Annotated in this window: 20 protein-coding genes and 1 pseudogene; 13 read left to right on the top strand and 8 right to left on the bottom strand. The window is 63.2% G+C overall.

Going from position 1 to position 24,254, the window contains the following annotated elements:
* Positions 1-897, top strand: a complete 897-nt coding sequence (locus ACVJ19_RS13240; RefSeq protein ID WP_018644989.1) for a ParB/RepB/Spo0J family partition protein — start codon at positions 1-3, stop codon at positions 895-897.
* A 526-nt stretch (positions 898-1,423) separates the two neighbouring features.
* Here ACVJ19_RS13240 and ACVJ19_RS13235 read toward each other — a convergent pair.
* Entirely contained in the window at positions 1,424-3,217 is a 1,794-nt protein-coding gene (locus tag ACVJ19_RS13235; protein ID WP_018644988.1) for an AIPR family protein, read from the bottom strand.
* A gap of 492 nt (positions 3,218-3,709) precedes the next feature.
* Here ACVJ19_RS13235 and ACVJ19_RS13230 point away from each other — a divergent pair, with 492 nt between their 5' ends.
* From ACVJ19_RS13230 to ACVJ19_RS13200, 7 genes and pseudogenes are all read left to right on the top strand, one after another.
* A complete protein-coding gene (locus tag ACVJ19_RS13230; RefSeq protein WP_039186464.1) occupies positions 3,710-5,050 on the top strand; it encodes an IS1380 family transposase in 1,341 nt (446 codons plus the stop codon).
* A gap of 379 nt (positions 5,051-5,429) precedes the next feature.
* Positions 5,430-7,979: a Ulp1 family isopeptidase gene (locus ACVJ19_RS13225; protein WP_156902877.1), complete on the top strand. Its 2,550-nt coding sequence runs from the start codon at positions 5,430-5,432 to the stop codon at positions 7,977-7,979.
* A 571-nt stretch (positions 7,980-8,550) separates the two neighbouring features.
* Positions 8,551-9,453, top strand: a pseudogene (locus ACVJ19_RS13220) (YifB family Mg chelatase-like AAA ATPase); the annotation flags it as partial.
* Positions 9,454-9,563: 110 nt separating this feature from the next.
* The gene (locus ACVJ19_RS13215; protein WP_453948755.1) at positions 9,564-10,037 is read left to right on the top strand and encodes a hypothetical protein; all 474 of its coding nucleotides are present in this window, start codon (positions 9,564-9,566) and stop codon (positions 10,035-10,037) included.
* Positions 10,038-10,158: 121 nt separating this feature from the next.
* Positions 10,159-12,381, top strand: a complete 2,223-nt coding sequence (locus ACVJ19_RS13210; RefSeq protein WP_453948756.1) for an ATP-binding protein — start codon at positions 10,159-10,161, stop codon at positions 12,379-12,381.
* Positions 12,382-12,625: 244 nt separating this feature from the next.
* Positions 12,626-13,255, top strand: a complete 630-nt coding sequence (locus ACVJ19_RS13205) for a histidine phosphatase family protein (RefSeq protein ID WP_453948757.1) — start codon at positions 12,626-12,628, stop codon at positions 13,253-13,255.
* A gap of 107 nt (positions 13,256-13,362) precedes the next feature.
* The gene (locus tag ACVJ19_RS13200) at positions 13,363-14,409 is read left to right on the top strand and encodes an AI-2E family transporter (RefSeq protein WP_453948758.1); all 1,047 of its coding nucleotides are present in this window, start codon (positions 13,363-13,365) and stop codon (positions 14,407-14,409) included.
* A 360-nt stretch (positions 14,410-14,769) separates the two neighbouring features.
* On the opposite strand, the gene coaA is transcribed toward ACVJ19_RS13200, so the two are convergent.
* From coaA to hisB, 7 genes are all read right to left on the bottom strand, one after another.
* Positions 14,770-15,726, bottom strand: a complete 957-nt coding sequence (coaA, locus tag ACVJ19_RS13195) for a type I pantothenate kinase (protein WP_453948759.1) — start codon at positions 15,724-15,726, stop codon at positions 14,770-14,772.
* A 21-nt stretch (positions 15,727-15,747) separates the two neighbouring features.
* Positions 15,748-16,074 carry a phosphoribosyl-ATP diphosphatase gene (locus tag ACVJ19_RS13190; RefSeq protein WP_453948760.1) on the bottom strand — a complete coding sequence of 109 codons (327 nt, stop codon included), beginning with the start codon at positions 16,072-16,074 and terminating at the stop codon, positions 15,748-15,750.
* A 78-nt stretch (positions 16,075-16,152) separates the two neighbouring features.
* The gene (gene hisF / locus ACVJ19_RS13185; protein WP_018646048.1) at positions 16,153-16,926 is read right to left on the bottom strand and encodes an imidazole glycerol phosphate synthase subunit HisF; all 774 of its coding nucleotides are present in this window, start codon (positions 16,924-16,926) and stop codon (positions 16,153-16,155) included.
* A gap of 3 nt (positions 16,927-16,929) precedes the next feature.
* Complete coding sequence (gene hisA / locus ACVJ19_RS13180) at positions 16,930-17,673, bottom strand: 1-(5-phosphoribosyl)-5-[(5-phosphoribosylamino)methylideneamino]imidazole-4-carboxamide isomerase (RefSeq protein ID WP_453948761.1); 744 nt, start codon at positions 17,671-17,673, stop codon at positions 16,930-16,932.
* Positions 17,670-18,320 carry an imidazole glycerol phosphate synthase subunit HisH gene (gene hisH / locus ACVJ19_RS13175; RefSeq protein ID WP_453948762.1) on the bottom strand — a complete coding sequence of 217 codons (651 nt, stop codon included), beginning with the start codon at positions 18,318-18,320 and terminating at the stop codon, positions 17,670-17,672. The genes hisA and hisH overlap by 4 nt, the downstream gene beginning before the upstream one ends.
* On the bottom strand, positions 18,317-18,847 hold the full coding sequence (locus ACVJ19_RS13170) for a DUF2628 domain-containing protein (RefSeq protein ID WP_453948763.1): 531 nt from the start codon (positions 18,845-18,847) through the stop codon (positions 18,317-18,319). Before ACVJ19_RS13170 ends, hisH begins: the two co-directional genes overlap by 4 nt.
* Positions 18,848-18,912: 65 nt before the next feature.
* Positions 18,913-19,506 carry an imidazoleglycerol-phosphate dehydratase HisB gene (hisB, locus tag ACVJ19_RS13165; RefSeq protein ID WP_453948764.1) on the bottom strand — a complete coding sequence of 198 codons (594 nt, stop codon included), beginning with the start codon at positions 19,504-19,506 and terminating at the stop codon, positions 18,913-18,915.
* 193 nt (positions 19,507-19,699) lie between these two features.
* On the opposite strand from hisB, the gene hslV reads away from it, so the two are divergent.
* The 5 genes from hslV (at position 19,700) to ACVJ19_RS13140 (ending at position 24,243) form a co-directional block, all read left to right on the top strand.
* Entirely contained in the window at positions 19,700-20,260 is a 561-nt protein-coding gene (gene hslV / locus ACVJ19_RS13160; RefSeq protein ID WP_453948765.1) for an ATP-dependent protease subunit HslV, read from the top strand.
* Between the two features lie 181 nt (positions 20,261-20,441).
* On the top strand, positions 20,442-20,927 hold the full coding sequence (locus tag ACVJ19_RS13155) for a GNAT family N-acetyltransferase (RefSeq protein WP_453948766.1): 486 nt from the start codon (positions 20,442-20,444) through the stop codon (positions 20,925-20,927).
* On the top strand, positions 20,924-21,541 hold the full coding sequence (locus ACVJ19_RS13150; RefSeq protein ID WP_453948767.1) for a DUF2585 domain-containing protein: 618 nt from the start codon (positions 20,924-20,926) through the stop codon (positions 21,539-21,541). The genes ACVJ19_RS13155 and ACVJ19_RS13150 overlap by 4 nt, the downstream gene beginning before the upstream one ends.
* Positions 21,542-21,594: 53 nt before the next feature.
* Entirely contained in the window at positions 21,595-22,899 is a 1,305-nt protein-coding gene (gene hslU, locus ACVJ19_RS13145; protein ID WP_453948768.1) for an ATP-dependent protease ATPase subunit HslU, read from the top strand.
* Positions 22,900-23,118: 219 nt separating this feature from the next.
* Positions 23,119-24,243 carry a hypothetical protein gene (locus ACVJ19_RS13140; protein WP_456739386.1) on the top strand — a complete coding sequence of 375 codons (1,125 nt, stop codon included), beginning with the start codon at positions 23,119-23,121 and terminating at the stop codon, positions 24,241-24,243.
* Positions 24,244-24,254 lie beyond the last annotated feature (11 nt).

Here is a 24,254-nt window from a genome sequence, read left to right as displayed (position 1 = left end):
GTGGCCAAGAAGAATACGCAACGGAAGCGCACGTTCACCCGCACTGACATCCAGACACCCGCAGACACCTACGAGAGCATTGCAGACCTTGAGGCCCGACTGAGGACCGAGGAGCAACCCGTGCTCCCGGCGAACGCCAGCGCAGGGACGGTGCTGGAGCGCGACACCATTAGGGTCGCGGAGAAGGCTTTCCAATGGCGGCTACCCAAGCGCAACATGGTGCCAAGACATGATGTCATCTACGACATGGCAAGGGCGCTGCGTGATGGGTTCAAGCTGCCACCAATCACAGTGTTCGCTGTTGGGACCGGGTTCTACGTAATTGACGGCCACCACCGCTTAGCGGCTTACGACACGGCGGGTGTGCGCCAGGTCCCAGCCAAGGTGTTCCTCGGGACATTAGAGGAGGCAGAGCGCTTTGCCCTGCGAAGCAATTCTCGGGATAAGATCCCAATGGGAAAGGCGGACAAGCTCGCAGCCGCGTGGAGGCTTGTGAGGCAAGACAAGGACGGGGACAGCATCTCCAGCATCGCCAGAGACGCCGGTATTGCCCAGAGCAGCGTAAGCAACATGAGGGCCGTGCTGAAGAGGCTGAGGGAGATGGGGCTGCCAGCGGACGACGTTCTGGAGATGTCTTGGAACACGGCGCGCGGACGAGCGCAGGGGATTACGGAGGACGCCGAGCTTGAGGATTGGCGCGAGGCTGAAGCTCAGAAACTGGTCGAAGCAATCGCCCGTGCGAAACTGGGAGCACGCCTGACCAAGAACCCGGACATCACGGCTATAGCTCTGGCCAAATTGAACGATGGGCTCCCGCAGGCCCTCATGGCCCAATGGACGGAGCCGGCCGAAGCGACCTACGACCCGGACGACAAAACGCCCGATGAGGACTTCTGAAGGTCCCCAAACACTACACCCCCCATTTGGGGAGGTTGAGAGACGGGGCTCCTCAGTTGAGGCACCCGGAAGGGGAGACATACGCTGCCAGTTTATAACAACGTGGGGAGGCGCCAGACGGCCCCCCCGGAGTTCCGTGAAATTGGGGCCAGATCGGCCACAATATTGTATCAACGCGGGTGGCAGGCGCGGCACTAGGGGCGTCCCCCCACCCCGAGGACGCAGCAGGAGAGCCCACCGGAACGCTCAAGCGCTCTGCAGGGATTGGGGGCTTGGATGACCGCAGGACCCACCGAGACACCAAACCCGCACCGCCGACCGCCAAGAGGATCCATCCGGGGCGGGCTCTCCGCCATCAGAACGGCAGGAGCCGCATCGACCAGAGCATCGGCGGAAACAACCAGCCAAGGAACACGTCAAGGCGGCCCTGAAATCCGGCCGGGGCTTGAGGCCAAAAAGGGTACCCGCCGAACGAGGCTCAGCGATAGGAGACCCGCTGCACTACGAGAGGGATCCACCGCGGCGATTAATGGGCGGATCCTGCGGCAGCGCGGCCCTTTGCGACGCCGGCCACGTATGCCGTTATGTGATTGAAAAACGCGTTGCTCTTTAGCAGCACGGGCCAGCTCTTATCGGCCTTGTCTTTGTTGTTCTTGGCAAAGTCGATGATATGGAGCAAGTGCGCGCGAATTAGCTCGTCTGCCTCCATGCTCACGATTTTAGAGATGTCCTTTAGAGCCGTCTTTCTAATCTCAACTAGTTCCCTGTAGATTGTGCCGCAGATGAACAACGAGCATTGCGGGATCACTTGGTGCATCACGTCGCTGTGTTTCTGCGCTAGAGGCTCTCCTAGAATGGGTTCATAAACAGTCTTCAAGTTAGTCGAAGCCTGCGCTTTCCGCCTGATTGCGGTGAACCGCTTCACAAAATCGTCAAGCCTTTGCTTCAGGTCGTGAGCGATCACGATTTTCTCTGCGGTCATGTCACCGGAAAAGATGCGCTCGTAGTAACCGCCATCTTCGACCGAGAGGAAAATCTTCTTCACGTTCTTCTTCGCGATTTCCGGCTGGCCGTAAAATGTAGCGGTGTAGGCTTGCGCGCCGTCCTTTAGGCGAATGATGCGGCCGTCAAGATGATGGCCAATACGCCGCTCAAGAGCCACCCGCTCGGTGTCCGTCAAGCTAGTCAGTTCTCCCTCTCGCCGTTCCAGCAACCACCCAAGCGAGGCAAGCGCATGATCTAGTTGAACGACGCGCTGATCGTTCGACCGCAGGAAGCCGGTGCCAACTTGGTTTTGGTTGTTTTGATTGACTGCGACATCGTTAGCGAAGTCCTTGTGACCACTTGACGTAATTGCTCTCGCTGGAACGATAACGTCTGACTTCAGCTTCCTTTTTTCGAGGGCTCGATGCAGCGCACGGATCGTTTGGCCACCGTTTACGACCTGAGCCCTCTCCAAGGTCAAGGTCTTTTGGAAAACGTCATAGAACGCTTTCTCACACAGGAACGTCACACCATTATTGAAGTGAAGGAAGTTAACAGAACCATCGCCCGTACACGTAGCCTCGATTGATCTGTTGGTAGCCGTATCGCGTTGATCAACCCGGATATTCCTCTGTAGCAATCCCTCTCCGTGTTGCGCGTACAGTTCGGCCAACGTGTTTCCAGGAATAGAGAACAGGTAGCAATCCGCAATGCCGGATCGTTGGGTGTAGGGAGTTACAGGAACGTCAAGTCGCAGCGGATCCTTAACAGCCGGAAGGGAGTGCTGGTAGAAGCGCTCTTGAAGGATTTCGATAGGTTGTTCATCCCACTCAATAAAGCTATCGGCGGCACGGCCCTTTAACGCCGTGACGAATGTGTCAAGTTTGAGCTTTGCCTCGGGAGCCAGCCCAGCGCCACTGCTAACGAAGTGAATGCGGTAACCGTTTGGGACCTGCTGATAGAGTTCCTCAAGTCTGGCCTTGAGATCAGGATTTGCTACCGCCTCGTGCTTTCGGTTCAAAATCAACCCCAAGCCAGAGATGACCTTATCTACGTCGCCAGTCGGGATCCCCTTGTCGATGCTCTGCGGGTTTTTGAATTGATAGAAGTGGACCAACTCATCATCGTCGATCCACAGAGCGTCGATGCCCAGATCCCCGCCACCGTCGCAGAACACTTCCTCGACGTCTGCGTCCATGAAATCATGGAGACGATTGAAATACCAATACAGGAGGGAATGGCCTCGCTCTGTAAGGCCATGGTGATCGGATAGCGTCTTGCACTCGGCCTCAAGTTGCTCCTTGAACAACGACAGCAGCGGATTGACGGCGGTCATGGGGTTCCTCTAGTGACGGCTTACAGTCGGGGCTAGCCCGTCTTATTCGCGAGAGGGCGCCTGAGAGGCTGGCGAGCGTGGTGTAAAGCGCTGATGCGGCGTAGGATTCGGTTGCGAAGCCACCCCATCACCTTCAACCGCGAACGCCACGCCCGCCATGACCGATGATACGATTTCAGACCACTATCGAGAAGCAAGAATTCAACACAAATAAAACCTCTGCCTCGCGCTCGATCTCTTCATGCTTGATAGTCTCGTTTCGGAGGCTGATCACCTACCGCGTCTAATAGGCCGCTCGCGCCGGTTTCTTTGGACGCGGCACGACCGCGACTCCACGTTTCGGCACAGAAATGATCGGGAGTCACTCAATCTTTCTTCAACTTAACCCGTCTTATTCGTAAGAGTGCGCCTGAGGGGTAAAGCGCTGATGCGGCGTAGGATTCGGTTGCGAAGCCAACCCCATCACCTCCAACCGCGAACGCCACGCCCGCCATGACCGACGATACGATTCCGCCCTTCTCGTTTCCAGCCGTTCACGCCAAGAAAGTCACAGCTGCCTTCGATGGTGGGCGCCTAACCTCGAACGGGGGCGTGATGCTTCTGGCGATGGCCGAGCGGCGTCTCGGTTTGGCCGACAATCTGGCCCGGGTGTTCCCGGATCGGCGCGATCCGACGCGGGGCGTGCACAGCCTGGTCGATATGTTCCGCGCGCGCATGTTCGCGATCTGCTGCGGCTACGAGGACGCCGACGACCTCGATCATCTGCGGTCCGATCCCGCATTCAAGCTGGCCTGCGGTCGCCTACCGGACACGGGCCGGGATTTGTGTTCCCAACCGACGCTGTCACGCCTGGAGAATGCGCCGCGCCTGCGCGACGTGATCCGGCTGACCTACATTTTGGTCGACGCATGGATGGATAGCTACCCGCGCGAGCCGGCATCCGTCACGCTCGACATCGATGATACCTGCGATGTCGTCCACGGCCATCAGCAGCTCTCGCTGTTCAACGCTCATTATGACGAACGCTGCTTCCTGCCGATCCACGTCTACGACACGGAGAAGAGCCGGCCCGTGGCGGTCGTGCTGCGGCCCGGCAAGACGCCGGGCGGCGTCGAGGTGCGTGCCCTTCTGCGCCGCCTGGTACGGCATATCCGGACGCGGTGGCACAACACGCGAATTACGTTCCGTGGCGACGGGCACTATGCCCGGCCGGAGGCCATGGCGTGGTGCGAGACCAACGGCATCGACTACATCTTCGGTCTGTCCGGTACCAAGCCGCTCGCCAGCGTCGACGAGGTCGCCGACGACATCCGCACCCGACGCGCCATCGAGAACCTGCCGGTTCTGCGTGGCTATACCGAGACGCGCCACAAGGCAAAGTCCTGGGATCGCGAACGGCGCACCGTCGCCCGTATTGAGGCGACGATGCTCGGCCTCGACATCCGTTTCGTCGTCACCAGCCTCGATGTCGGCTCGGCCGAGTGGATCTACGACAGCCTGTATTGCGCGCGCGGCCAAGCCGAGAATCTGATCAAGCTGCATAAGACGCAGCTCGCCTCCGACCGCACCAGCTGCCGTTCGGCGCTCGCCAACCAGGTCCGTCTCGTGCTCCATACGGCCGCTTATTGGCTGATGCTGACCGTGCGCGACGCCATTCCCAAAGCCCGGGAATTGGCCGCTGCCGAGTTCGCGAGGCTGCGTCTTCGGCTCTTGAAAATCGCCGCCCGTGTCGTCGAGACCACGAGCCGCATTCGCCTTGCGTTTGCCGCGGCATGTCCCGAAGCCGACCTGATCTGCGGCTTGCCCGGCGCGCTGCTGCCGCTCGGTCCTTGACCGGCGGGGCGTCCGCCCCCGTTCGCCCAACCCATCCCTCAAGCGCGTTGCAAGTACCGGTCGTCAGGCGGCGAAAAGCCGAAGGCAATCCTGTGCGCCTCGTCAGACAAGATGTGCGGCCGCATCAATCGGGCCCAAAAGCCGCACTCTCACGAATAGGACGGGCTAAGACGCACCCGCGCACCCCTTTTAGAGGGCCGCCCCTCAAGACTGCGGTGGGGGCCATGTTGGGCGCGCCCTACCGAGCCGTAAGGTGCCATACAGACGCACCCCGGGCAAGCCGAGCAACATCCTGCCGCGGCTCTACGCGGCCTCGTCAGCTTCTCGAAAGCTCGCGCGACTATAGGTCTGCTCAAGTGATCTTGGACGTGAGGCTAGCGTGGACCGGCAGAACTTTGATCCATCCAACGTAACAGCTTGGTCGCAAGTGCAGCACGACGTCTCGGAAGAGACGCACGCCGGCCAGGCCGGGCAAGAGGGCTTTGAGCAGCACTTGGCCGAGGCGCGCCCGCCTGATCCGGCTCCTGTCTCTAGGGGGGCGAGCCGGAGCCACCATCCCAATCTCTCTACGGAAGATCGGGACATTATCGACAAGGCGATTGCTCAATATGCAGGTCCGCGAAAACCGACAACGGTCTATCAGTATGCTCGAGGACTCCGTCGATTGATAAACGACATCCGCGGTCGTGGCCAATCGACCGATCTAAGGGATCACCAATCCCTGGCCGAGCACGCCAAAGCTTACTTTCCGTCAGACAATGCTATCGTAACGGGGTTGAACATCCTTCGTGCGTATTATGAGCCGGGCCATGTAGCTTATGGCGCGCGACGCGCTGCCCCCTCAGCGGAAGACGCCCTTCTCATAGAGCATCTGACTAATCCCGGCGGACTCAACGAGAGTTCCTTTGGTTTATATCAGAATGCTCTTCGCCAATTTTCTGACAAACTCAAGGGCAAGGGCCAGACGATATCTGAACTGGATCAGGATTCGCGAGTCGCGTTCGCTCGTAGGTTGCTTCCGACGCACGCAACTCTCATCTCCGCGTTGGGGACGTTGGGTGACCAGCTCGACGCGAAACAAGTTTCAGGTCCGGGCGGCCCTCGGGAAGCCGGGGGCGATGGTGTCCCGTCGCCCAGGTCAGGCGGGGTTCCGGCGGAAGTCTGGGGCCTGTTCGATGATGAGGCCGAGGAGCCGCCGGCCGATCCATCGGAACTTGAGCGGCTGGAGCATGAGCTTCGCGGGGAAATTCAGGGACGGCTAGGCGACCACCCCGCTCAGCCGCCCTTCTCCGTAGAGCCAGAGGGATTCACGTTTAATCCAGAGTCCCCTCCTGCGAAAGTTCGCCGATTGCTGGATGATCATTCCGCCCTGCCGCAAGTCTTCGTCAATCCAAACGACCTCAATGCAGACGCTGGCGTGCTGATGCGGGCTTCCCTCCACGAATTGGAGAGGCAGCCCACAATGCAGCAGAGCGGGCATGAACAACCTGCTGCACCGAGCAGGAGCAGCGTCCTCCCGAGCGGGGACAACCGACCGACCAGCTTCGTGATCAACACTGACCGTTACACGGCGTTGTTGGTGCCCGCGGGGATGACCAGGCAGAGCTTCCCGCTCCATCCTCGATCGGAAAACGCTCCGCAGCCCAGCGCGCCGTCGGGGAATCAAGCCTCGCCAGCACTGCCTTCACGCAGGATGGAGCAAGCCGCGCCGGCGTCCGACCGGGCTGAGGCGGTGTTCCCAGCGCTCGGCGAGACTTTTGATGCGTCTTTGTCCGCTCCCGAGGACTTCTCCCACGGCACCCAGCCTGCGCCGGGTATGATGCGGTCCAGGTTGGGCCGCTGGGGTCAGTTTCCGGATGTGGCAGAGCGGGTAAAGACCTACGACATTCGCGGTGAACGCTATACGGCCGTGTTGGGACCGGGAGGGCCCGATGATGTTCGGCTCATTCACCTGCGGTCTCCCGCTGTCGGCGATACATTCGATGTTTCGTTCGCCGTTCCCAAGGATTTTTCTCATCGCACCCAGCCGGCGCCCGACATGATGCTGTCCACGTTGGGCAAGTGGGACTTCTTGCCTGTCGCGGAACATCCAATCATGAACTACGAGATTGGCGGCGAACGCTACACGGCCGTTTTGGGACCGAAAGGACCCAACGACGTTCACCTCATCCATCATCCTCAAGTTGCTGATGAAGCTGCGCCAGCGGCACCGTCAGACGTCTACAACGTCCTTGATTTGCCGTCCACACCGGAGGAGCTGCCTGATTACGCGAACTATCTGTCGGCGTTCCCGCGCATACACTCCGGTGCCGAGATCGGGGCGTCGGGTCCGGCGGCCTCATCCCACGACCGTAGCGGGCGGGCTCTCGACCCCATGCAGTGGCTGGGCGACGAGCATATCCAGAGGGACTACGAGCTCCTGACGCAGGAGTTGCAAATGAATGATCCGAATCTTGCCGCCCGAACGCGGTTCGTCGATCCTCTCATTGCCTTTCGGTTGAGTTGGGGCGCCGAGCGCGACGCGCTCAGCGCATTGCAGCGCATCGTCTATGATCATGACAATGATGTAGCCGACTTCCTATTCCTGCCAGTGACCGATGCCAGTCCAACCCATCCTAACGGCACCCATTGGTCGCTGCTACTCGTAGATCGCTGCACGCGAGGAGTGCCGGTCGCCTATCATTACGATTCCGTCGAGGGACACAATGACGAGCCCGCAGAACGGCTCGCAGAACGGCTGGGCCTGACTCTGCAGCGAGCCGGAATGGCCCCGCAGCAGAACAGCTATGATTGCGGCGTGTTCGTGGTGGATGGCACACGGGAGCTGGTTCGACGATTGGCGCAAGGAGAGCGGCCACAAGCCGAGCCGCTGCACCTCGACAACCTCGTCGCCAATCGGCAGGAACTCCGGGACCGGCTTAGGGGTTGATGGCGATGCGCCCGTCCGGTAGGCGTGTCGATCTCCAGGGTTTTCGGCGGCGTTTCAGGACCGGCCGCTGTCGCCGCGAGCAAGCGCACGAAATCAGCTGAATGCAGGAGGACCTGTAAGGGTCGACGCCGTTAAAAAGGCAGTGAAGAGGGTTCACAACGCCGCCAGCGGCTATAAAAGCAAATCGTGCTGTGCGTCGGGCCGGCGGGTGGTTCCTGGAGAGACCATTCTGCCGGAGTTAGTTCAGCGCGAATCGTGACGAATTATTGCGATCACCTGCAGGGTGCTGCCTGCTACAGCGCAGAAGACGGCAAATCATGGATGTCCTAGCTAGCACCTTAGTTCCACTGCAACCAAGCGCAATGCCCGAAAAGTTTAGACAGCCGCAAGATAACCGCAGTGACACAACGTGCGACAGCTAGGGGAAGCACACTGCTTGCGACACGTCGGCGGCGGCTGCGCCCTTTAAGCCGGACATTCGAAATTGGGGGGCCGGGGTCAACTAAAAAGGGGCCCCAGTGCGCGATAGGGGACCCGCTAGAAAGTCCCGTTTTCCCATTGACGAAACGACATGCTGATGATCGGCGCACCCGGCGCCGGCAAGTCGATGCTGGCGGCGCGCCTGCCCTCGATCCTGCCGCCGCTGTCGCCGAGCGAGCTTTTGGAAGTCTCGATGATCGCCTCCGTCGCCGGCGAGATCGAGGGCGGCGCGCTGACATCGCGGCGGCCGTTCCGCTCGCCGCATCACTCCGCCAGCATGGCCGCGCTCACCGGCGGCGGCATGCGCGCAAAGCCCGGCGAGATCTCGCTCGCGCATCAGGGCGTGCTGTTCCTCGACGAGCTGCCGGAGTTCGATCCGCGCGTGCTGGATTCGCTGCGCCAGCCGCTCGAGAATGGCGAGGTCTCCGTCTCCCGCGCCAATCATCGGGTCACCTACCCTGCACGCTTCATGCTGGTCGCGGCGATGAATCCGTGCCGATGCGGCAACGCCTTCGAGCCCGGTTACGCCTGCAAGCGCGGCCGCATCGATCGCTGCACCTCCGACTATCAAGCGCGCATCTCGGGTCCGCTGATGGACCGCATCGACCTGCGCATCGAGGTGCCGGCCGTGACCGCCGCCGACCTGATCCTGCCGCCGGCGGCGGAAGGTTCGGCCGAGGTCGCCGCACGCGTGGCGGCGGCGCGCGACATTCAGCTCGCGCGTTACGCCGATGCGGGTCTGCCCAACATCCGCACCAATGCCGAGGCGCCGGCCTCCGTGCTGGAGGAGATCGCAAAGCCCGACGCGCAAGGCGCCAAGCTGCTGCGCGATGCCGCCGAGACCATGCGGCTGTCGGCGCGCGGCTATCACCGCGTGCTGCGGGTGGCGCGGACGCTCGCCGACCTCGACCACGCCGACAAGATCGGCCGGTTGCATCTCGCTGAAGCCTTGTCCTACCGCGCACTCGCGGAGGATGTGCGCCAGCTCGCCTGATCATTGCGCGCATCAACCCGGCGGTAACGAGTTTCCTTTACGCTCTGCAAACCATAAGGCCCAACGAGTTCTCCAAGAGTCGTTCACTCGGGCCCGGCGAGTAGAGTGTCATGTTGCGTTTCAAGATCCTGGCCTCCGTTGTTCCCCTGTTGGCTGCAGCCGTGTTTGCCCGCGGCGAGATCGGATCGGTCTCGCATCCCTGCATCGCCCTCGGCGAAACCTCGGTCGAGCTGACATCCCTGTTCTGGACCGCCGGCGTCCACGTCGCCTTCACCGACGATCCGGCGAAGGCCACGGTCAGGGTCCAGATCACCGACGATGCCGACGCTGCGGACTTCGCGGTCGTCGACGACGGTCTCGGTTCCGAGACCGACTCCTGCCAGGCCAATCCGGCAAACCGCCTCGTCACCATCGCGGCACAGCCCGTCGATGGCGGCCCGGTCGTCTATCTCTCCACCGACGGACCGGCGGACTACCGCATCTATGTGCGCTCGAAAACGTTCTCGCAGCGCGAGGCGGCCGCACTGATCGTCGGCGCCCATGGCGGCCACCGTCCGCTCCCGCTCCAGGCCGCCTCGCTTTGAGGCGTTAACGCCTCGTCAACCCTGTTTGGAGGCGGCCCCAAGGCCTCAAGCTGTTCGCAAGGTCGGCGAGACATCGTCCGACACGGCGGTGGGGTTTCGCACAAAAGCAAGGTCGGTTGCGATGGGTCGGACGTTCCGGATCAAGGTGCGCATGCGCCGCTTCAGGCGGCAGCATCCCAGGGTAGCCTTCGCGATCCGCTCCTTCATGATCTTCTCGGCAACGTTCGGCGGCGCCTATGGCTTCGTCTCCGGCAGCCGCTCCGAGAATTCCGGCTACGATCCCAACGCCTTTGCGATCGGCGCAAGCTTCCTGTTCGCCCTCGCCTGCCTCGGCCTTGCCACGCTGAGCATGCGCCTGCGCTTCGTCAACAAGCGGATGCGCACCCTCGCCGCCCACAACGAAACGCTGATCGACCGCAATTGGGAGCTGAAGGAAGCCGAGGAGCGCGCCCGCAGCCTGTTCGAGCAGCAGGGCGATCTGATCGTGCTGCGCGATCATCAAGGCCGCATCACCTTCGCCAACGACGCCTATTGCGCGCTGGCCGGACAGGCGCGCAGCGCGCTGGTCGGCACGCGCTTCGATTTCGACGTGCTGGAGCAGGGCGACAGCGCCCGCGAAAGCAGCGGCACCCGCATTCACGACCAGAGGATCACCACACCGCTCGGCGCGCGCTGGATCGCCTGGCGCGAAGGCTACGTGCGTCTCGATGCCGGCCAGCCCGCCGAGCTGCAGAGTGTCGGGCGCGACGTCACCGATCGCACCGAGACCGAGCGTGCGCTGTCGGAGGCGCGCGACCAGGCCGATGCCGCCAACCGCGCCAAGTCGCGCTTCCTGGCGATGGCCTCGCATGAGATCCGCACGCCGCTCAACGGCATCATCGGCATGGGCGGCCTGCTGCTCGACACCAATCTGACGCCGGAGCAGGCGACCTATGCCAGGGCGGTGAAGACCTCGGGCGAAGCGCTGATGGCGCTGATCGAAGAGCTGCTCGACTATTCCAAGATCGAGGCCGGCAAGCTCGACCTCGAGCAGCGTCCGTTCGCGCTCTCGACCCTGATCGAGGAGATCACCGAGCTGCTGGCGCCGCGCGCGCAGGCCAAGCAGCTCGAGATCGCCGCCTATGTCGACGAGCGTCTGCCGCTGGAAGTCGTCGGCGACGCCGCACGGCTGCGTCAGGTGCTGCTCAACCTCGCCGGCAACGCGATCAAATTCACAGCTCACGGCGGCGTCGCGCTGATCGTCGAACCCGGCATCTGGCCGAACGAGATCAGCTTCCTGGTCCGCGACACCGGCATCGGCATCGCGCCCGAGGCGCAGCAGCGCATCTTCCGCGAGTTCGAGCAGGCCGACGAGCGCGTCGCCCGCACCTATGGCGGCACCGGGCTTGGCCTCGCAATCAGCGAACGTATCGTCAAGCGCATGGGCGGCCGCATCACGCTGACCAGCGAGCCGGGCAAGGGCGCGACCTTCGAAGTCGCAGTGCCGCTCGCGCCATCGCAAGGAAGCGCGGGGCAGACGACGTTCCCGAGCCCTGACCTCACCGGCAAGTCGATGCTCGTGATCGCCGAGGGCATCGAGGCCTCGCTGATCGCGCGGCGCCTGGAGCGCTGGGGCGGTCAGACCTGCCTGGTGACGGACGGCACTGTCGCGGAAGCGCTGCTGCCGGAACGCTCCTGGCACGCGGTGCTGATCGATCGCGCGATCGGTCCCGCCATCGCCGATCGGCTGGGCGAAGCCGCCCGCGCGCATGCGCCGCAGCGGCTGGTGCTGCTGACGTCGAGCTCGCGCCATGAAAAACTCTCGCCGGCCTTCACCGGCTTCCTGGTGAAACCGCTGCGCGCCGCCTCGCTCGCCGCACGCCTCACGCTGACGCCGGAGATCGCCTCGCCCGACCTCGCGCCGGAACCGCCGGCTGAAGCTACCGGCGCAGCGCCGGTGAAAGGCCTGTCGATCCTGGTCGCCGAGGACAACGAGATCAACGCGCTGCTGATGCGCTCGCTGCTGACGAAGCTCGGCCACCGCGTCGTCATTGCCGTCCATGGCGAAGCCGCGCTGGAATCCTGGCTCGCCGCGTCATCGGCCGGCACGCCCTATGATCTCGTCTTGATGGACATCCAGATGCCACAGCTCGACGGCATCGAGGCGACAAAGCGCATCCGCGCGCATGAGGCCACCACCGGCCATCACACCCCGATCCTCGCGCTGACTGCCAACACGCTGGTGGAGGATCGCTACGCCTGTTTTGAGGCCGGCATGAACGGCTTCCTGATCAAGCCGCTCGACCGCGACAAGCTCGACGAGGCGCTGGCGGGATTGGCCGCGTCACGGCATCTGGCGGTGTAGCAGCAATCAACGCCGCCGTAGGGTGGGCAAAGCGAAGCGTGCCCACGCATCGTTCGACAACAGGCACAGAGCGTGGGCACGGCGCTTCGCGCCTTTGCCCACGCTACGGCACCGCAGCCTGCAGCTCTCTCCCCGTCATTGCGGTGACAGGAGCGCCTTGCCCAACCGACAATCTGCGATTGAAATCCAACGCACTGCGCGTCATCATCCTTCGGGGGCCCGGTTTCTGACGAGGATATCGCGCATGAATGTGCTCTACCGGCTCTCCGTCATTGTCTTTCTCGCTGTTTGCTCCCAGGCCGCCGCGGCCGACACGCCGGACTTGATCGCATCGCTGAAGCAAGGCGGCTACGTTCTCGTCTTTCGGCACACCGCCACCGACGACAGCCAAAAGGACGTCTATCCCTTCAAGTTCGACGACATGAGCGCCCAGCGTCAGCTCAGTGAAAAGGGCAGGGACTCGGCGCGCCAGATCGGAGCGGCGATCAAGGAGCTGGCGATCCCGATCGGCGATGTCTACACCAGCCGGCTGAACCGTGCGATCGAGGCCGGCAAGCTGATCTCCGGCCGCGAGGTCAAGCCGGTCGATGCATTGACGGACAGCAGCAACGCGAGTGCGTCGGGAATGGCAAACCCGACCGGTGCAAATGCCAGGGCGGGCCAGGCCGTGCGTCAGCTGGTCGATACGCCGCCGAAGGCCGGCACCAACACCTTCCTGGTGACCCACAAGACGAACATCGCCGATGCCTTCGGCAAGGAGGCCGGCGACGTGCAGGAGGGCGAAGCTTTCGTCTACAGGTGCGGCAGCTCGGGCCCCGCCACCTTTGCGGGGCGCATCAAGCTCGCGGATTGGAACGCGAAAGCGGGCAAGTGAGGGGATCGCGACCTGGCGAGACGAATGGCCCCGGCGTGACTTGCCGCTCCGCCACGATCTTGTGATACCGATGTCTTGTGACGCGCGACTGAAAGGCTGGCGAACACGTGAGAACATCGGAAGACCGCTCGTTCCTCATCTTGCTTGCCGCGATCTCCGTTGCGTTCGGTTGGGTGCTATGGCCGTTCTCCGGAGCATTGCTGTGGGCCACGCTGCTGGCGATCATCTTCGCACCACTCTATCGACGCGCCCTGAAAACCCTCCCGGGACGGCACAACCTCGCCGCATTGTTCACTGTCGTCGTCGTGGTCGTCATGGTGTTGATTCCCGTGGCGATCGTCATCGCTTCGCTCATCGACCAGGGAGGGGAGCTGTATCAGCGCTTTCAGAACGGGGAGATCAGTTTCGCTCATCCCCTGCAGCAGCTTAAATCCGCGCTGCCTGACTGGGCTGTGTCCATCTCGGACCGCCTGGCCGGCATCGATCTTTCGGCCCTGAAAGAACGCCTGTCGAGCCTGGTCGTCCCCGCCGGCCAACAGCTGGCCGGGCATGCTCTCAACATCGGTCAGCTGACGCTGGAGTTCGTCGCCAGCTTGCTCGTGATGTTGTACCTGCTGTTCTTTCTGCTGCGCGACGGTGACGAGCTCAACACACGCATCCGCGACGCGCTCCCGCTGCGCCCGAGCCACACCGCCGAAATTCTCGAAGCGTTCACCCTCACGGTCCGCGGGACGATCAAGGGGATCGTCCTCGTTGCCCTGATTCAGGGAACGCTTGGCGGGCTGATCTTCTGGCTGCTCGGCTTGACTGCGCCGCTGCTGGCGGGCGCTCTCATGGCGCTGCTCTCGCTCCTGCCCGTGCTCGGCTCCGCCCTGGTTTGGGTTCCGGTCGGGCTCTACCTGCTTGTGGCGGGCGCGGTCACAAAGGGAATCATCCTGCTCGCTTTCGGTACTTTCGTGATCGGTCTTGCGGACAATTTTCTCCGGCCTGTCCTGGTCGGCCAGTCGATCCGAATGCCAAGTTATATTGTGCTGCTTGCCACCCTGGGCGGCCTTGCAACTTTCGGCGCGAACGGCTTCGTCATCGGCCCGCTCGTCGCCGCAATGTTTCTGGCGGCGTGGCACATCTTCGTCGGCTCGAAAGCGCGACAGTAGGTCCGGAAACGACCGGTTGTGCGGCAGAAGCCGTAGACCGCGGCGTCGAGAGCTTGCCAGCCGGCGGTACGTCTGCCTTGAAGATGGTCTCGGTCTGCGCTGCGCGCTTGCAATGCGGGCACACGAAGAGATGCGCGATGATCGGGGTCGGCTCGTCCGCAAGCAGTTCGGAACGGAACCACTTCATCTCGATATGGCAGTCCGGGCAGGTCGGCGCTTCAAGCTGCGCCGCAGCACTTCTGAGACGATCAACCATGCTGCCTCCTGCCGTTTATGAAGGCATAGCGGAATACCGCTTATCGGTCAGCTACAAAAGACACTCACCGCGGACCAGCCAGGGATCCATGTTCACCGGCGCGATTACAGCCGCCTGAGCGCCACGCTCTCCACCACGTGATCCGGGCCCTTCTTCAAAATGAGCGTCGCGCGGGGACGAGTGGGCAAAATGTTGTCCTCGAGATTGGCGAGGTTGGTGCGCTCCCAGATCGCGATCGCGGTCGCGGTTGCTTCCTCGTCCGAGAGCAGTGCATAGCGGTTGAAGTAGGATTTGGGATTGGTGAACGCGGTGTCGCGCAGCGCCAGGAAGCGCTTGATGTACCACCGCCGCAGCGCCGCCTCGTCGGCGTCGATATAGACCGAGAAGTCGAAGAAGTCGGAGACGACGGGCACCGCCTTGCCGTCACGCGGCAGCTTGCCGGTTTGCAGCACGTTGACACCCTCGACGATCAAAATGTCGGGCTGGTCGACTTCGGCCCACTGGCCCGGAACGATGTCGTAGGTCAGATGCGAGTAGACCGGCGCGCGCACATGGCGGCGGCCCGACTTGATGTCGGAGAGGAAGCTCAGCAGCAGCGGCAGATCGTAGCTCTCCGGAAAGCCCTTCTTCTGCATGATGCCCTGCCGGTCGAGCACCGCGTTGGGATAGAGGAATCCGTCGGTGGTGATCAGCTCGACTTTCGGGCGCGGCGACCAGCGCGCCAAGAGCGCCTGGAGCACGCGGGCCGTGGTGGACTTCCCGACCGCGACCGAGCCGGCGACGCCGATGATATAGGGCACCTTGCGATCGCGGATGTTGAGAAACTGGCGCTCGGCGTAATACAGGCGCTGCATGGCATCGACATAGATCGAGAGCAGCCGCGACAGCGGGAGATAGATGTCCTCGACCTCCTGAAGGTCGAGGCGGTCGTGCAGCGAACGCAGCCGGTCGAACTCGCCCGGCTCCAGCGTCATCGGCGTATCGTCGCGCAGGCGCGCCCACTGCTCGCGCGTATAAACGCGGTACGGATTATACTGCTGCTCCGGTGCGCGGATATCCATGAAGCGACCTCTCCACCTCGGCTAGTTGGCGCTCTTGCGCGACGCCTTCTCTTCCAACCCTGACATGTTCGTCCGCTTGTCCAGCGCGGCTTCGACCTCTTCCAGCTTTACGCCGCGGGCCTTGAGCAAGACAAGGAAATGATAGAGCAGGTCGGCGCTCTCGGCGATCAGATGCGCGCGATCGTTTTCGACTGCTGCGATTACGGTTTCGACTGCTTCCTCACCGAACTTCTTGGCGCAATGCTCGGCGCCCTTGTCGAGGAGCTTGCGGGTATAGGAGGCCTCGCCGCCGGACGCGGCGCGGGCGTCGATGGTCTCGGCCAGATCGTGGATCGTGAAACGCGACATCGGACTTACTCAGAAACACGTGAGGCCACGGAGGCCATTCCCCGTGGGCTTATGTAGCATTTTTACGAACGGGAGTCGTCAGGCATCGAGGCGCATCGGCAGCCCGCGCCTGGCCATGTGCTCCTTGGCTTCGCGGATGGTGAATTCCCCGAAGTGGAAGATCGAGGCGGCCAGCACGGCTGTGGCGTGCCCGTCGCGGATACCGTCGACGAGATGGTCGAGATTGCCGACGCCGCCCGAGGCGATCACGGGAACGGGAACGCTGTCGGCGATCGCCCGGGTCAGCGGGATGTCGAAACCCTGCCTGGTGCCGTCACGGTCCATCGAGGTGAGCAGGATTTCGCCGGCGCCGAGCGAGACCACCTCCTGGGCGTATTCGATCGCATCGATGCCGGTGGAGTTGCGGCCGCCATGGGTGAAGATCTCCCAGCGGTCGCCGCCCGGGCGCTTGACGCGCTTGGCATCGATCGCAACCACCACGCACTGCTCGCCGAATTTTTCGGCAGCTTCCTTGACGAACTCGCGCCGCGACACCGCGGCGCTGTTGATCGAGACCTTGTCGGCACCGGCGCGCAGCAGCGTCTTGATGTCGTTGACCTCGCGCACGCCGCCGCCGACGGTGACAGGCATGAAGCAGGCCTCGGCCGTGCGGCGGACCACGTCCAGCATGATGCCGCGGTTCTCATGGGTCGCGGTGATGTCGAGGAAGGTGAGCTCGTCGGCGCCGGCGGCGTCATAGGCGATCGCGGCTTCGACGGGATCGCCGGCATCGCGCAGATCGACGAAGTTGACGCCCTTGACGACGCGGCCGTCCTTGACATCGAGGCAGGGGATCACGCGCACCTTGAACATGTGTCAGCTCCCAGGCGCGCGTGCGTTGCGGATCAAGGTGAGGGCGGCAGCTGGGTCGAGCCGGCCGTCGTAGAGCGCACGGCCTGCGATCGCGCCGGCGAGCTTATTGGCGCGCGGCGTCAGCATGGCTTTCACGTCCTCGATCGAGGCGAGGCCGCCGGAGGCGATCACGGGAATCGAGATGGCGTCGGCCAGCGCAATCGTCGCGTCCAGGTTCAGGCCCTTGAGCAGGCCGTCGCGCGCGATGTCGGTAAAGATGATGGCCGCGACGCCGGCATCTTCGAACCGCTTTGCGATCTCGAGCACCGTCACCTGCGAGGTCTCCGCCCAGCCTTCGACCGCAACCTTGCCGTCGCGGGCATCGAGGCCCACGGCCACGCGGCCGGGGAATTTCTTCGCGGCTGACTTCACCAGCTCGGGATCGCGCACCGCGGCGGTGCCGATGATGACGCGGGTGATGCCCTTGGCGAGCCAGGCTTCGACGGTCTCGAGATCGCGAATGCCGCCGCCGAGCTGCACCGGGATCTTGATCGTCTTCAGCATCGCTTCGACAGCTTGCGCGTTCACCGGCTTGCCAGCGAAGGCGCCGTCGAGATCGACGACGTGGAGATACTCAAAGCCCTGCTCGGCAAAGCTCTGCGCCTGGGCTGCGGGATTGAGATTGAAAACGGTCGCGCGCGCCATGTCGCCTTGCTCGAGGCGCACACATTGGCCGTTCTTGAGATCGATCGCAGGAAAGAGAATCACGGTTTCCATCGCAGGAAGTTCGAGATCAGGGCCAAACCAAAACGCTGGCTCTTCTCCGGGTGAAACTGCGTGCCGACGGCAGTGTCCTTCGCGACGATCGCGGTGACAGGCCCGCCGTAATCGGCGCGCGCGAGCACATCCGCCTCGCTGGCGGGATTGAGGTGATAGGAGTGCACGAAATAGGCGTGCTGGCCTTTCGGGCCGAGCGGCAGCTTGTTCAGCACCGGATGCTCCCTGAGCACCTCGAGCGTATTCCAGCCCATGTGCGGGATCTTCAGGCTTTCGTCGCGCGGCGTGATCTTCTCGACGTCGCCGCCGATCCAGTTCAGGCCTTCGGTGATCACATGCTCCTTGCCGCGGCTCGCCATCAGCTGCATGCCGACGCAGATGCCAAAGAAGGGCCGCGCCTTGACGCGCACCGCTTCGGTGATCGCCTCGACCATGCCGTTGACGGCGTCGAGCCCGCGCCGGCAATCGGCGAAGGCGCCAACGCCCGGCAGCACCAGGCGGTCAGCCTCGTAGGCCTGATCGGGATCGCTGGTGACGAAAACCTTTTGCGGGATCTCCAGGCTGCGCGCGGCGCGCTCAAAAGCCTTGGCGGCGGAATGCAGATTGCCGGAACCGTAATCGATGATGGCGACGCTCATCTTGACCCTCCCGGTTCTGGAAACAATCCAATGATGCCGCCGGCCGGAATCGGCGGCGGGTTCGAGAATTGCTGGCCCGGCACGCCCCGGGTCGGCGGCGGGCCGCCGCGATCGACGGCCCATTGATCGTTGACGATGCCCTGCTGCTTCTGGCTCCAGCGCTCGAAGAAGCGGCGCTCGGCCGTGTCCCGGTCGTCGGCGATGACGATGTCGAGCTGCCGCCACTTGCCGCGCGACAGCGTCCAGCGCCGCAGGCTGGAGGCCTCGAGGCCCATCAGCAACGCGATGATGATATCGGCGAAGAAGATCGAGCTGCGGCCGAGTCCCAGGCTGGAGAGGCCGGCATGGAAGGCAGCGATGAAAATCAGCCAGCCGATCAGCACCAGCCAGAGCCGGTGCCAGAGCAGCCAGAACGGGCCAAAAATCATCGCCCAGAAATGGAAGCCGTCGCGCACGAAGACGAATTTGTCGGTCGCGCGCAGATCGGCTCCGCCAGGGAAGGGAGCATGAACTGTGTAGGCAGGCATGGTGATGCCCCGTTCTCTAGATTCAGTGATGCCGCCGGCAGCGTTTCGCCACCGAGACGGAGATGTCAGCCGCCGAGCGAGCCCTTGGTGGACGGGATTTCGCCCATAGCCTTCGGATCGATCGCAACGGCGGTGCGCAGCGCCCGCGCCAGACCCTTGAAGCAGGACTCGGCGATATGATGGCTGTTATCGCCATATAGGGTCTCGACGTGGAGAGTCACGCCGGCGTTGATGGCGAAGGCCTGGAACCACTCGCGCACCAGCTCGGTGTCGAACTCGCCAATCTTGTCGCGGGGGAAGTCAGCCTTGAACACCAGGAACGGGCGGCCCGAGATGTCGATGACCACGCGCGACAGGGTCTCGTCCATGGGCATGTGCACGCCGGCATAGCGGGTGATGCCCGCCATGTTGCCGAGCGCCTGCTTGACCGCTTGGCCGAGCGCGATGCCGGTGTCTTCGGTGGTATGGTGATAATCAATGTGCAGGTCGCCCACCGCCTTGACCGTGAGGTCGATGCGGGAATGGCGGGCGAGAAGATCGAGCATATGGTCGAAAAAGCCGATGCCGGTCGCGATATTGGCCACGCCGGTGCCATCGAGGTTCACGGAGACCTCGATGTCGGTTTCCTTGGTCTTGCGCTTGATCGTCGCGGTGCGCATTGAAAGCTGGCTTTCATCCTAGCTTGGGAGCCGAAAACGCCAGTCTATTAACAGCCAAATGACACCTTCGCTACTGCGGGAACGCCCCAACAGGGCAGCACTTCCGCCTATGGTGAGCGAAATCTAGGGCCGGAACGGCCCGTTGTGCCCCCGCTCCGGACCGCCTAAATCAGACCGGACAGTGAGGTATTTCATGCAGGACACCCAGAACAGCTCGCCGGGCTGGCACGGCACCACGATTTTGACGGTCCGCAAGGGCGGCAAGGTGGTGGTCGGCGGCGACGGCCAGGTCTCGATCGGCCAGACCGTGATCAAGTCCAACGCCAAAAAGGTCCGCAAGCTCGGCAAGGGCGACGTGATCGGCGGCTTCGCCGGTGCCACGGCCGACGCCTTTACGCTGTTCGAGCGGCTGGAGAGCAAGCTCGAGCAATATCCGGGGCAGCTGACCCGGGCGGCTGTGGAGCTCGCCAAGGACTGGCGCACCGACCGTTACCTCAGGCGGCTGGAGGCCATGATGATCGTGGCCGACAAGGACGTCTCCCTGGTGCTGACAGGCACCGGCGACGTGCTCGAGCCCGAGGCCGGTGTGATGGCGATCGGCTCCGGCGGCAATTACGCGCTGGCCGCCGCCCGCGCCCTGCTCGACACCGACAAGGACGCCGAGACCATCGTCCGCCGCTCCCTCGACATCGCCGCCGACATCTGCGTCTACACCAACCAAAATCTGACCATCGAGAGCCTGGCAAGCGGTTAGGGCTGTGGCTGAACAGCGGAGCTCCGGACTGGCTGTAACCTCTCCCGCTTGCGGGAGAGGTCGCGCCGAAGGCGCGGGTGAGGGCTCTCTCCACTTGGGGGCTGTCCCATTGCGGAAGCACCCTCTCCCCAACCCTCTCCCGCAAGCGGGAGAGGGGGCGCGGCACCGCCGCGGCTAACAGATGGCGCCCGCCTACACCTTCCGCCCGATGACCGCGGCCGATCTGCCGCTGATCCGGCGGTGGCTGGGCGAAGCCCATGTGCGGGAATGGTGGGGCGATCCGGACGAGCAGTTTGCGCTGGTGAGCGGTGACCTCACGGAGCCGGCGATGGACCAGTTCATCGTGTTGGCCTGCGATAAGCCCTTCGGCTATCTTCAGTGCTATCGCCTGACCGCCTGGAATACGGGCTTCGGGCCGCAGCCGGAGGGCACGCGTGGCATCGACCAGTTCATCGGCGACAGCGACATGATCGCGCACGGCCACGGCTCGGCGTTCATCCGCGCGTTCGTCGACGAGCAGTTGCGGCAGGGTCTGCCGCGCATGGTGACCGATCCCGATCCGCTGAACGCACGCGCCATACGCGCTTATGAGAAAGCCGGCTTCGTCCGCGATCGCATGGTCGAGACGCCGGATGGGCCGGCGCTGTTGATGGTGCGCGAATCATGACGCTGGCACATGCGCAGGAGAGCAAGGTCGCATTTCCGCCGCTCGCCTGGGCCGGCATCGCGCTGCTGCTGCTGGCGCTGCAAGCGGCGATCCTGTTCGCGATGGGGCGCGTGCCGATCTGCACCTGCGGCTACGTCAAGCTCTGGCATGGCGTGGTGAGCAGCTCGGAGAATTCCCAGCACATCGCCGACTGGTACAGCTTCTCGCACGTGCTGCACGGCTTCCTGTTCTACGGGCTGACCTGGCTGCTGTTCGCGCGGTTGCCTTTCCTGACCTTATCGTGGCCGGCTCGGCTGATCGTCGCCATGCTGATCGAGGGCGCCTGGGAGATCGTCGAGAACTCGCCCTTCATCATCGAGCGTTACCGCGCCGGCACGATCTCGCTGGACTATTACGGCGACAGCATCGTCAATTCGGTGTCTGACAATCTGGCGATGGTGCTGGGGTTCCTCGCGGCGCGCGTGCTGCCGGTATCCGTCACGGTCCTGCTCGGGATCGCCTTCGAGATCATGCTGGCGCTCCATATTCGCGACAATCTGACGCTCAATATCCTGATGCTGATCCATCCGATCGAGGCCGTGAAACAATGGCAATCGGGCCCGCCGATCATCTGACGGCCGAAAAAAGCGGCTTGTCCCGGCCCGCATCTGACCCTAGCTAAGGTGCCATGACAGACTTCTCCCCCCGCGAAATCGTTTCCGAACTCGACCGTTTCATCGTCGGCCAGGGCGACGCCAAGCGCGCCGTCTCGATCGCGCTGCGCAACCGCTGGCGGCGGCAGCAGCTCGAAGGCTCCTTGCGCGAAGAGGTGCTGCCGAAGAACATCTTGATGATCGGCCCCACCGGCGTCGGCAAGACGGAAATCGCGCGGCGATTGGCAAAGCTCGCGAATGCGCCGTTCCTGAAGGTGGAAGCGACGAAGTTCACCGAGGTCGGCTATGTCGGCCGCGACGTCGAGCAGATCGTGCGCGATCTCGTCGAGGTCGCGATCGCCCAGGTCCGTGAGAAGAAGCGCAAGGACGTGCAGGCGCGCGCCCAGCTCGCCGCCGAGGAGCGCGTGCTCGATGCGCTGGTCGGCGCCAATTCCAGCGCGGCGACGCGGGAATCTTTCCGCAAGAAGCTGCGGGCCGGCGAGCTCAACGACAAGGAAATCGAGATCGAGACGCAATCGTCCGGCGGCGGCATGCCGATGTTCGAGATCCCGGGCATGCCGGGCGCGCAGATGGGCGCGATCTCGATCGGCGACATTTTTGGCAAGCTCGGCGGCCGGAGCAAGACGCGGCGGCTGACGGTGGAAGGCTCGCACGAGATCCTCGTCAACGAGGAATCCGACAAGCTGCTGGACACCGAGCAGCTCACGCTCGAGGCGATCAGCGCGGTCGAGAACAACGGCATCGTGTTCCTGGACGAGATCGACAAGATCTGCGCCCGCGACGGCCGCGTCGGCGGCGACGTCTCGCGCGAGGGCGTGCAGCGCGATCTGCTGCCGCTGATCGAGGGCACCACGGTCTCGACCAAGCACGGCGCGGTCAAGACCGACCACATCCTGTTCATCGCCTCCGGCGCCTTCCACGTCGCAAAGCCGTCCGACCTGTTGCCGGAATTGCAGGGCCGCCTGCCGATCCGCGTCGAGCTGCAAGCGCTGACCCGCGACGACATGCGGCGCATCCTCACCGAGCCCGAGGCTTCGCTGATCAAGCAATATATTGCGCTGCTGCAGACCGAGGGCGTGACGCTCGACATCACCGACAGCGCCATCGATGCGCTCGCCGACGTCGCGGTGGCCGTGAACTCCACCGTCGAGAACATCGGCGCGCGGCGGCTGCAGACCGTGATGGAGCGGGTTCTGGACGAAATCTCCTTCACCGCCCCCGACCGCAGCGGCGAGACCATCAAGGTCGACGCCGACTACGTGCAGAAGCACGTCGGCGACCTCGCCAAGAATGCGGATCTGAGCCGGTTCATTTTGTAATCTGGAGCAAGTCCGCTATCTATCGGGCCGTCGTCCTGGCGAAAGCCAGGACCCATTACCCCTGATGGTCCTTGTTGAAACAGATGGCGGCTCCGATCTCGGCTCAAACGACCTGCGGTGGTTATGGGTCCCGGATCTGCGCTCGCTCTGGACAACGCTACGCGTTGCCAGCTCGCTTGTCCGGGACGACGGCGGAGGTTGACGTGCGCCGGGTGCCACGTGTTCGCTAGCATCCGGCAAAATCCCTGGCGGCTGCTGCTCGCGATCAACGTGGCAGTCCTCGCCGGCGTGTTCATTCACAAGATCCAGCTGCCGCCTTACGTCCCCTATATCCATCTCCTCGTCGACTACCATTTCGGCTTCATCAAGCGCGCCCTGATCGGGGCTGTCGTCGCGCTGTTGACGGACAAGGTGCCGGTCTGGCTGGTGTTCGCGCTCGGCGGCGCGACATGGCTGGTGACGCTGGGGCTCTATGCAAAACTGTTCCAGAGGACGTTCGGCTTCACCGCGAAGACGCTGCCGCTGTTCGTCTTCACCGCGGGCTCGCCGTTCTTCCTGAAGAACTTCATGCACACGCTCGGCCATTTCGACATCTATGGCTGCGCGCTGGCGTTGATCCTGCTGCTGATGCCGGCTGGCTCGTTGCTGTTCGTGGCTTTGGCGGCGCTGTTCTCGATCGTGCTGGTGCTGATCCACCACATCCATCTCTTGATGTACGTGCCGACGATCATCACCATCGTGGTGATCAGGCATTATCTCGCTTACGGCAGCAATCGCGGCAATGTCGCCTTCGGCGTGATCGCCCTCGCCGTCGTTGCCGCGCTGTTCTTCGCCGCGCAGTTTTTGGGAACGATGCCAATACCCGAAGCGGACTTCGTCGCGTATCTGAAGACCCGGATGGCCGATCCTTCCCGCACTGACCTGCTGCAATTCGCCTACATCTGGTATCAGCCGCTGGCGAAGGAGATCTCGGACACCTGGGGCCGCCTGCCGCACAACATCCTCGGCGTGCCCGTGTTCGCGCTGCTGATCTGGCTGCACACGCCGCTGTGGCGCTTCTTTGCCAATCTGATCGGCGCGCTCGCCAGCGAGACGCACCGCCGCCTCGTCATCGCGGCGCTGATCGGCATCAGCCTCGCCTATCTCGTGATGTTCGCGATGGTGTTCGACTATTCGCGCTGGATCTCGAACTGGGCGGTCTGCATGCTCCTGATCCTGCATGCGATGAAGATGCTGCCGGCGAAGCAGGAAACGCCGATGATTCCGGCCGAGGACCGGAAGACCAACATCTTCGGCCTGATCGTCACCTTGATCCCGCGCGTCGGCATCGTTCGACCTTTTTAGGCGGTGCGCTC

Source organism: Bradyrhizobium sp. USDA 376 (assembly GCF_054063675.1).
The sequence above is the reverse complement of the archived record's forward strand: the minus strand, read 5'-3'. Positions and strand labels throughout refer to the sequence as shown.

Bases quoted from the DNA above. Each gene is read 5' to 3' on its own strand.
- ACVJ19_RS13235 (WP_018644988.1), bottom strand. From the start codon at position 3,217: ATGACCGCCGTCAATCCGCTGCTGTCGTTGTTCAAGGAGCAACTTGAG.
- ACVJ19_RS13230 (WP_039186464.1), top strand. From the start codon at position 3,710: ATGACCGACGATACGATTCCGCCCTTCTCGTTTCCAGCCGTTCACGCC.
- ACVJ19_RS13215 (WP_453948755.1), top strand. From the start codon at position 9,564: ATGTTGCGTTTCAAGATCCTGGCCTCCGTTGTTCCCCTGTTGGCTGCA.
- ACVJ19_RS13210 (WP_453948756.1), top strand. From the start codon at position 10,159: ATGGGTCGGACGTTCCGGATCAAGGTGCGCATGCGCCGCTTCAGGCGG.
- ACVJ19_RS13205 (WP_453948757.1), top strand. From the start codon at position 12,626: ATGAATGTGCTCTACCGGCTCTCCGTCATTGTCTTTCTCGCTGTTTGC.
- coaA (WP_453948759.1), bottom strand. From the start codon at position 15,726: ATGGATATCCGCGCACCGGAGCAGCAGTATAATCCGTACCGCGTTTAT.
- ACVJ19_RS13190 (WP_453948760.1), bottom strand. From the start codon at position 16,074: ATGTCGCGTTTCACGATCCACGATCTGGCCGAGACCATCGACGCCCGC.
- hisF (WP_018646048.1), bottom strand. From the start codon at position 16,926: ATGTTCAAGGTGCGCGTGATCCCCTGCCTCGATGTCAAGGACGGCCGC.
- hisH (WP_453948762.1), bottom strand. From the start codon at position 18,320: ATGAGCGTCGCCATCATCGATTACGGTTCCGGCAATCTGCATTCCGCC.
- ACVJ19_RS13170 (WP_453948763.1), bottom strand. From the start codon at position 18,847: ATGCCTGCCTACACAGTTCATGCTCCCTTCCCTGGCGGAGCCGATCTG.
- hisB (WP_453948764.1), bottom strand. From the start codon at position 19,506: ATGCGCACCGCGACGATCAAGCGCAAGACCAAGGAAACCGACATCGAG.
- hslV (WP_453948765.1), top strand. From the start codon at position 19,700: ATGCAGGACACCCAGAACAGCTCGCCGGGCTGGCACGGCACCACGATT.
- ACVJ19_RS13155 (WP_453948766.1), top strand. From the start codon at position 20,442: ATGGCGCCCGCCTACACCTTCCGCCCGATGACCGCGGCCGATCTGCCG.
- ACVJ19_RS13150 (WP_453948767.1), top strand. From the start codon at position 20,924: ATGACGCTGGCACATGCGCAGGAGAGCAAGGTCGCATTTCCGCCGCTC.
- hslU (WP_453948768.1), top strand. From the start codon at position 21,595: ATGACAGACTTCTCCCCCCGCGAAATCGTTTCCGAACTCGACCGTTTC.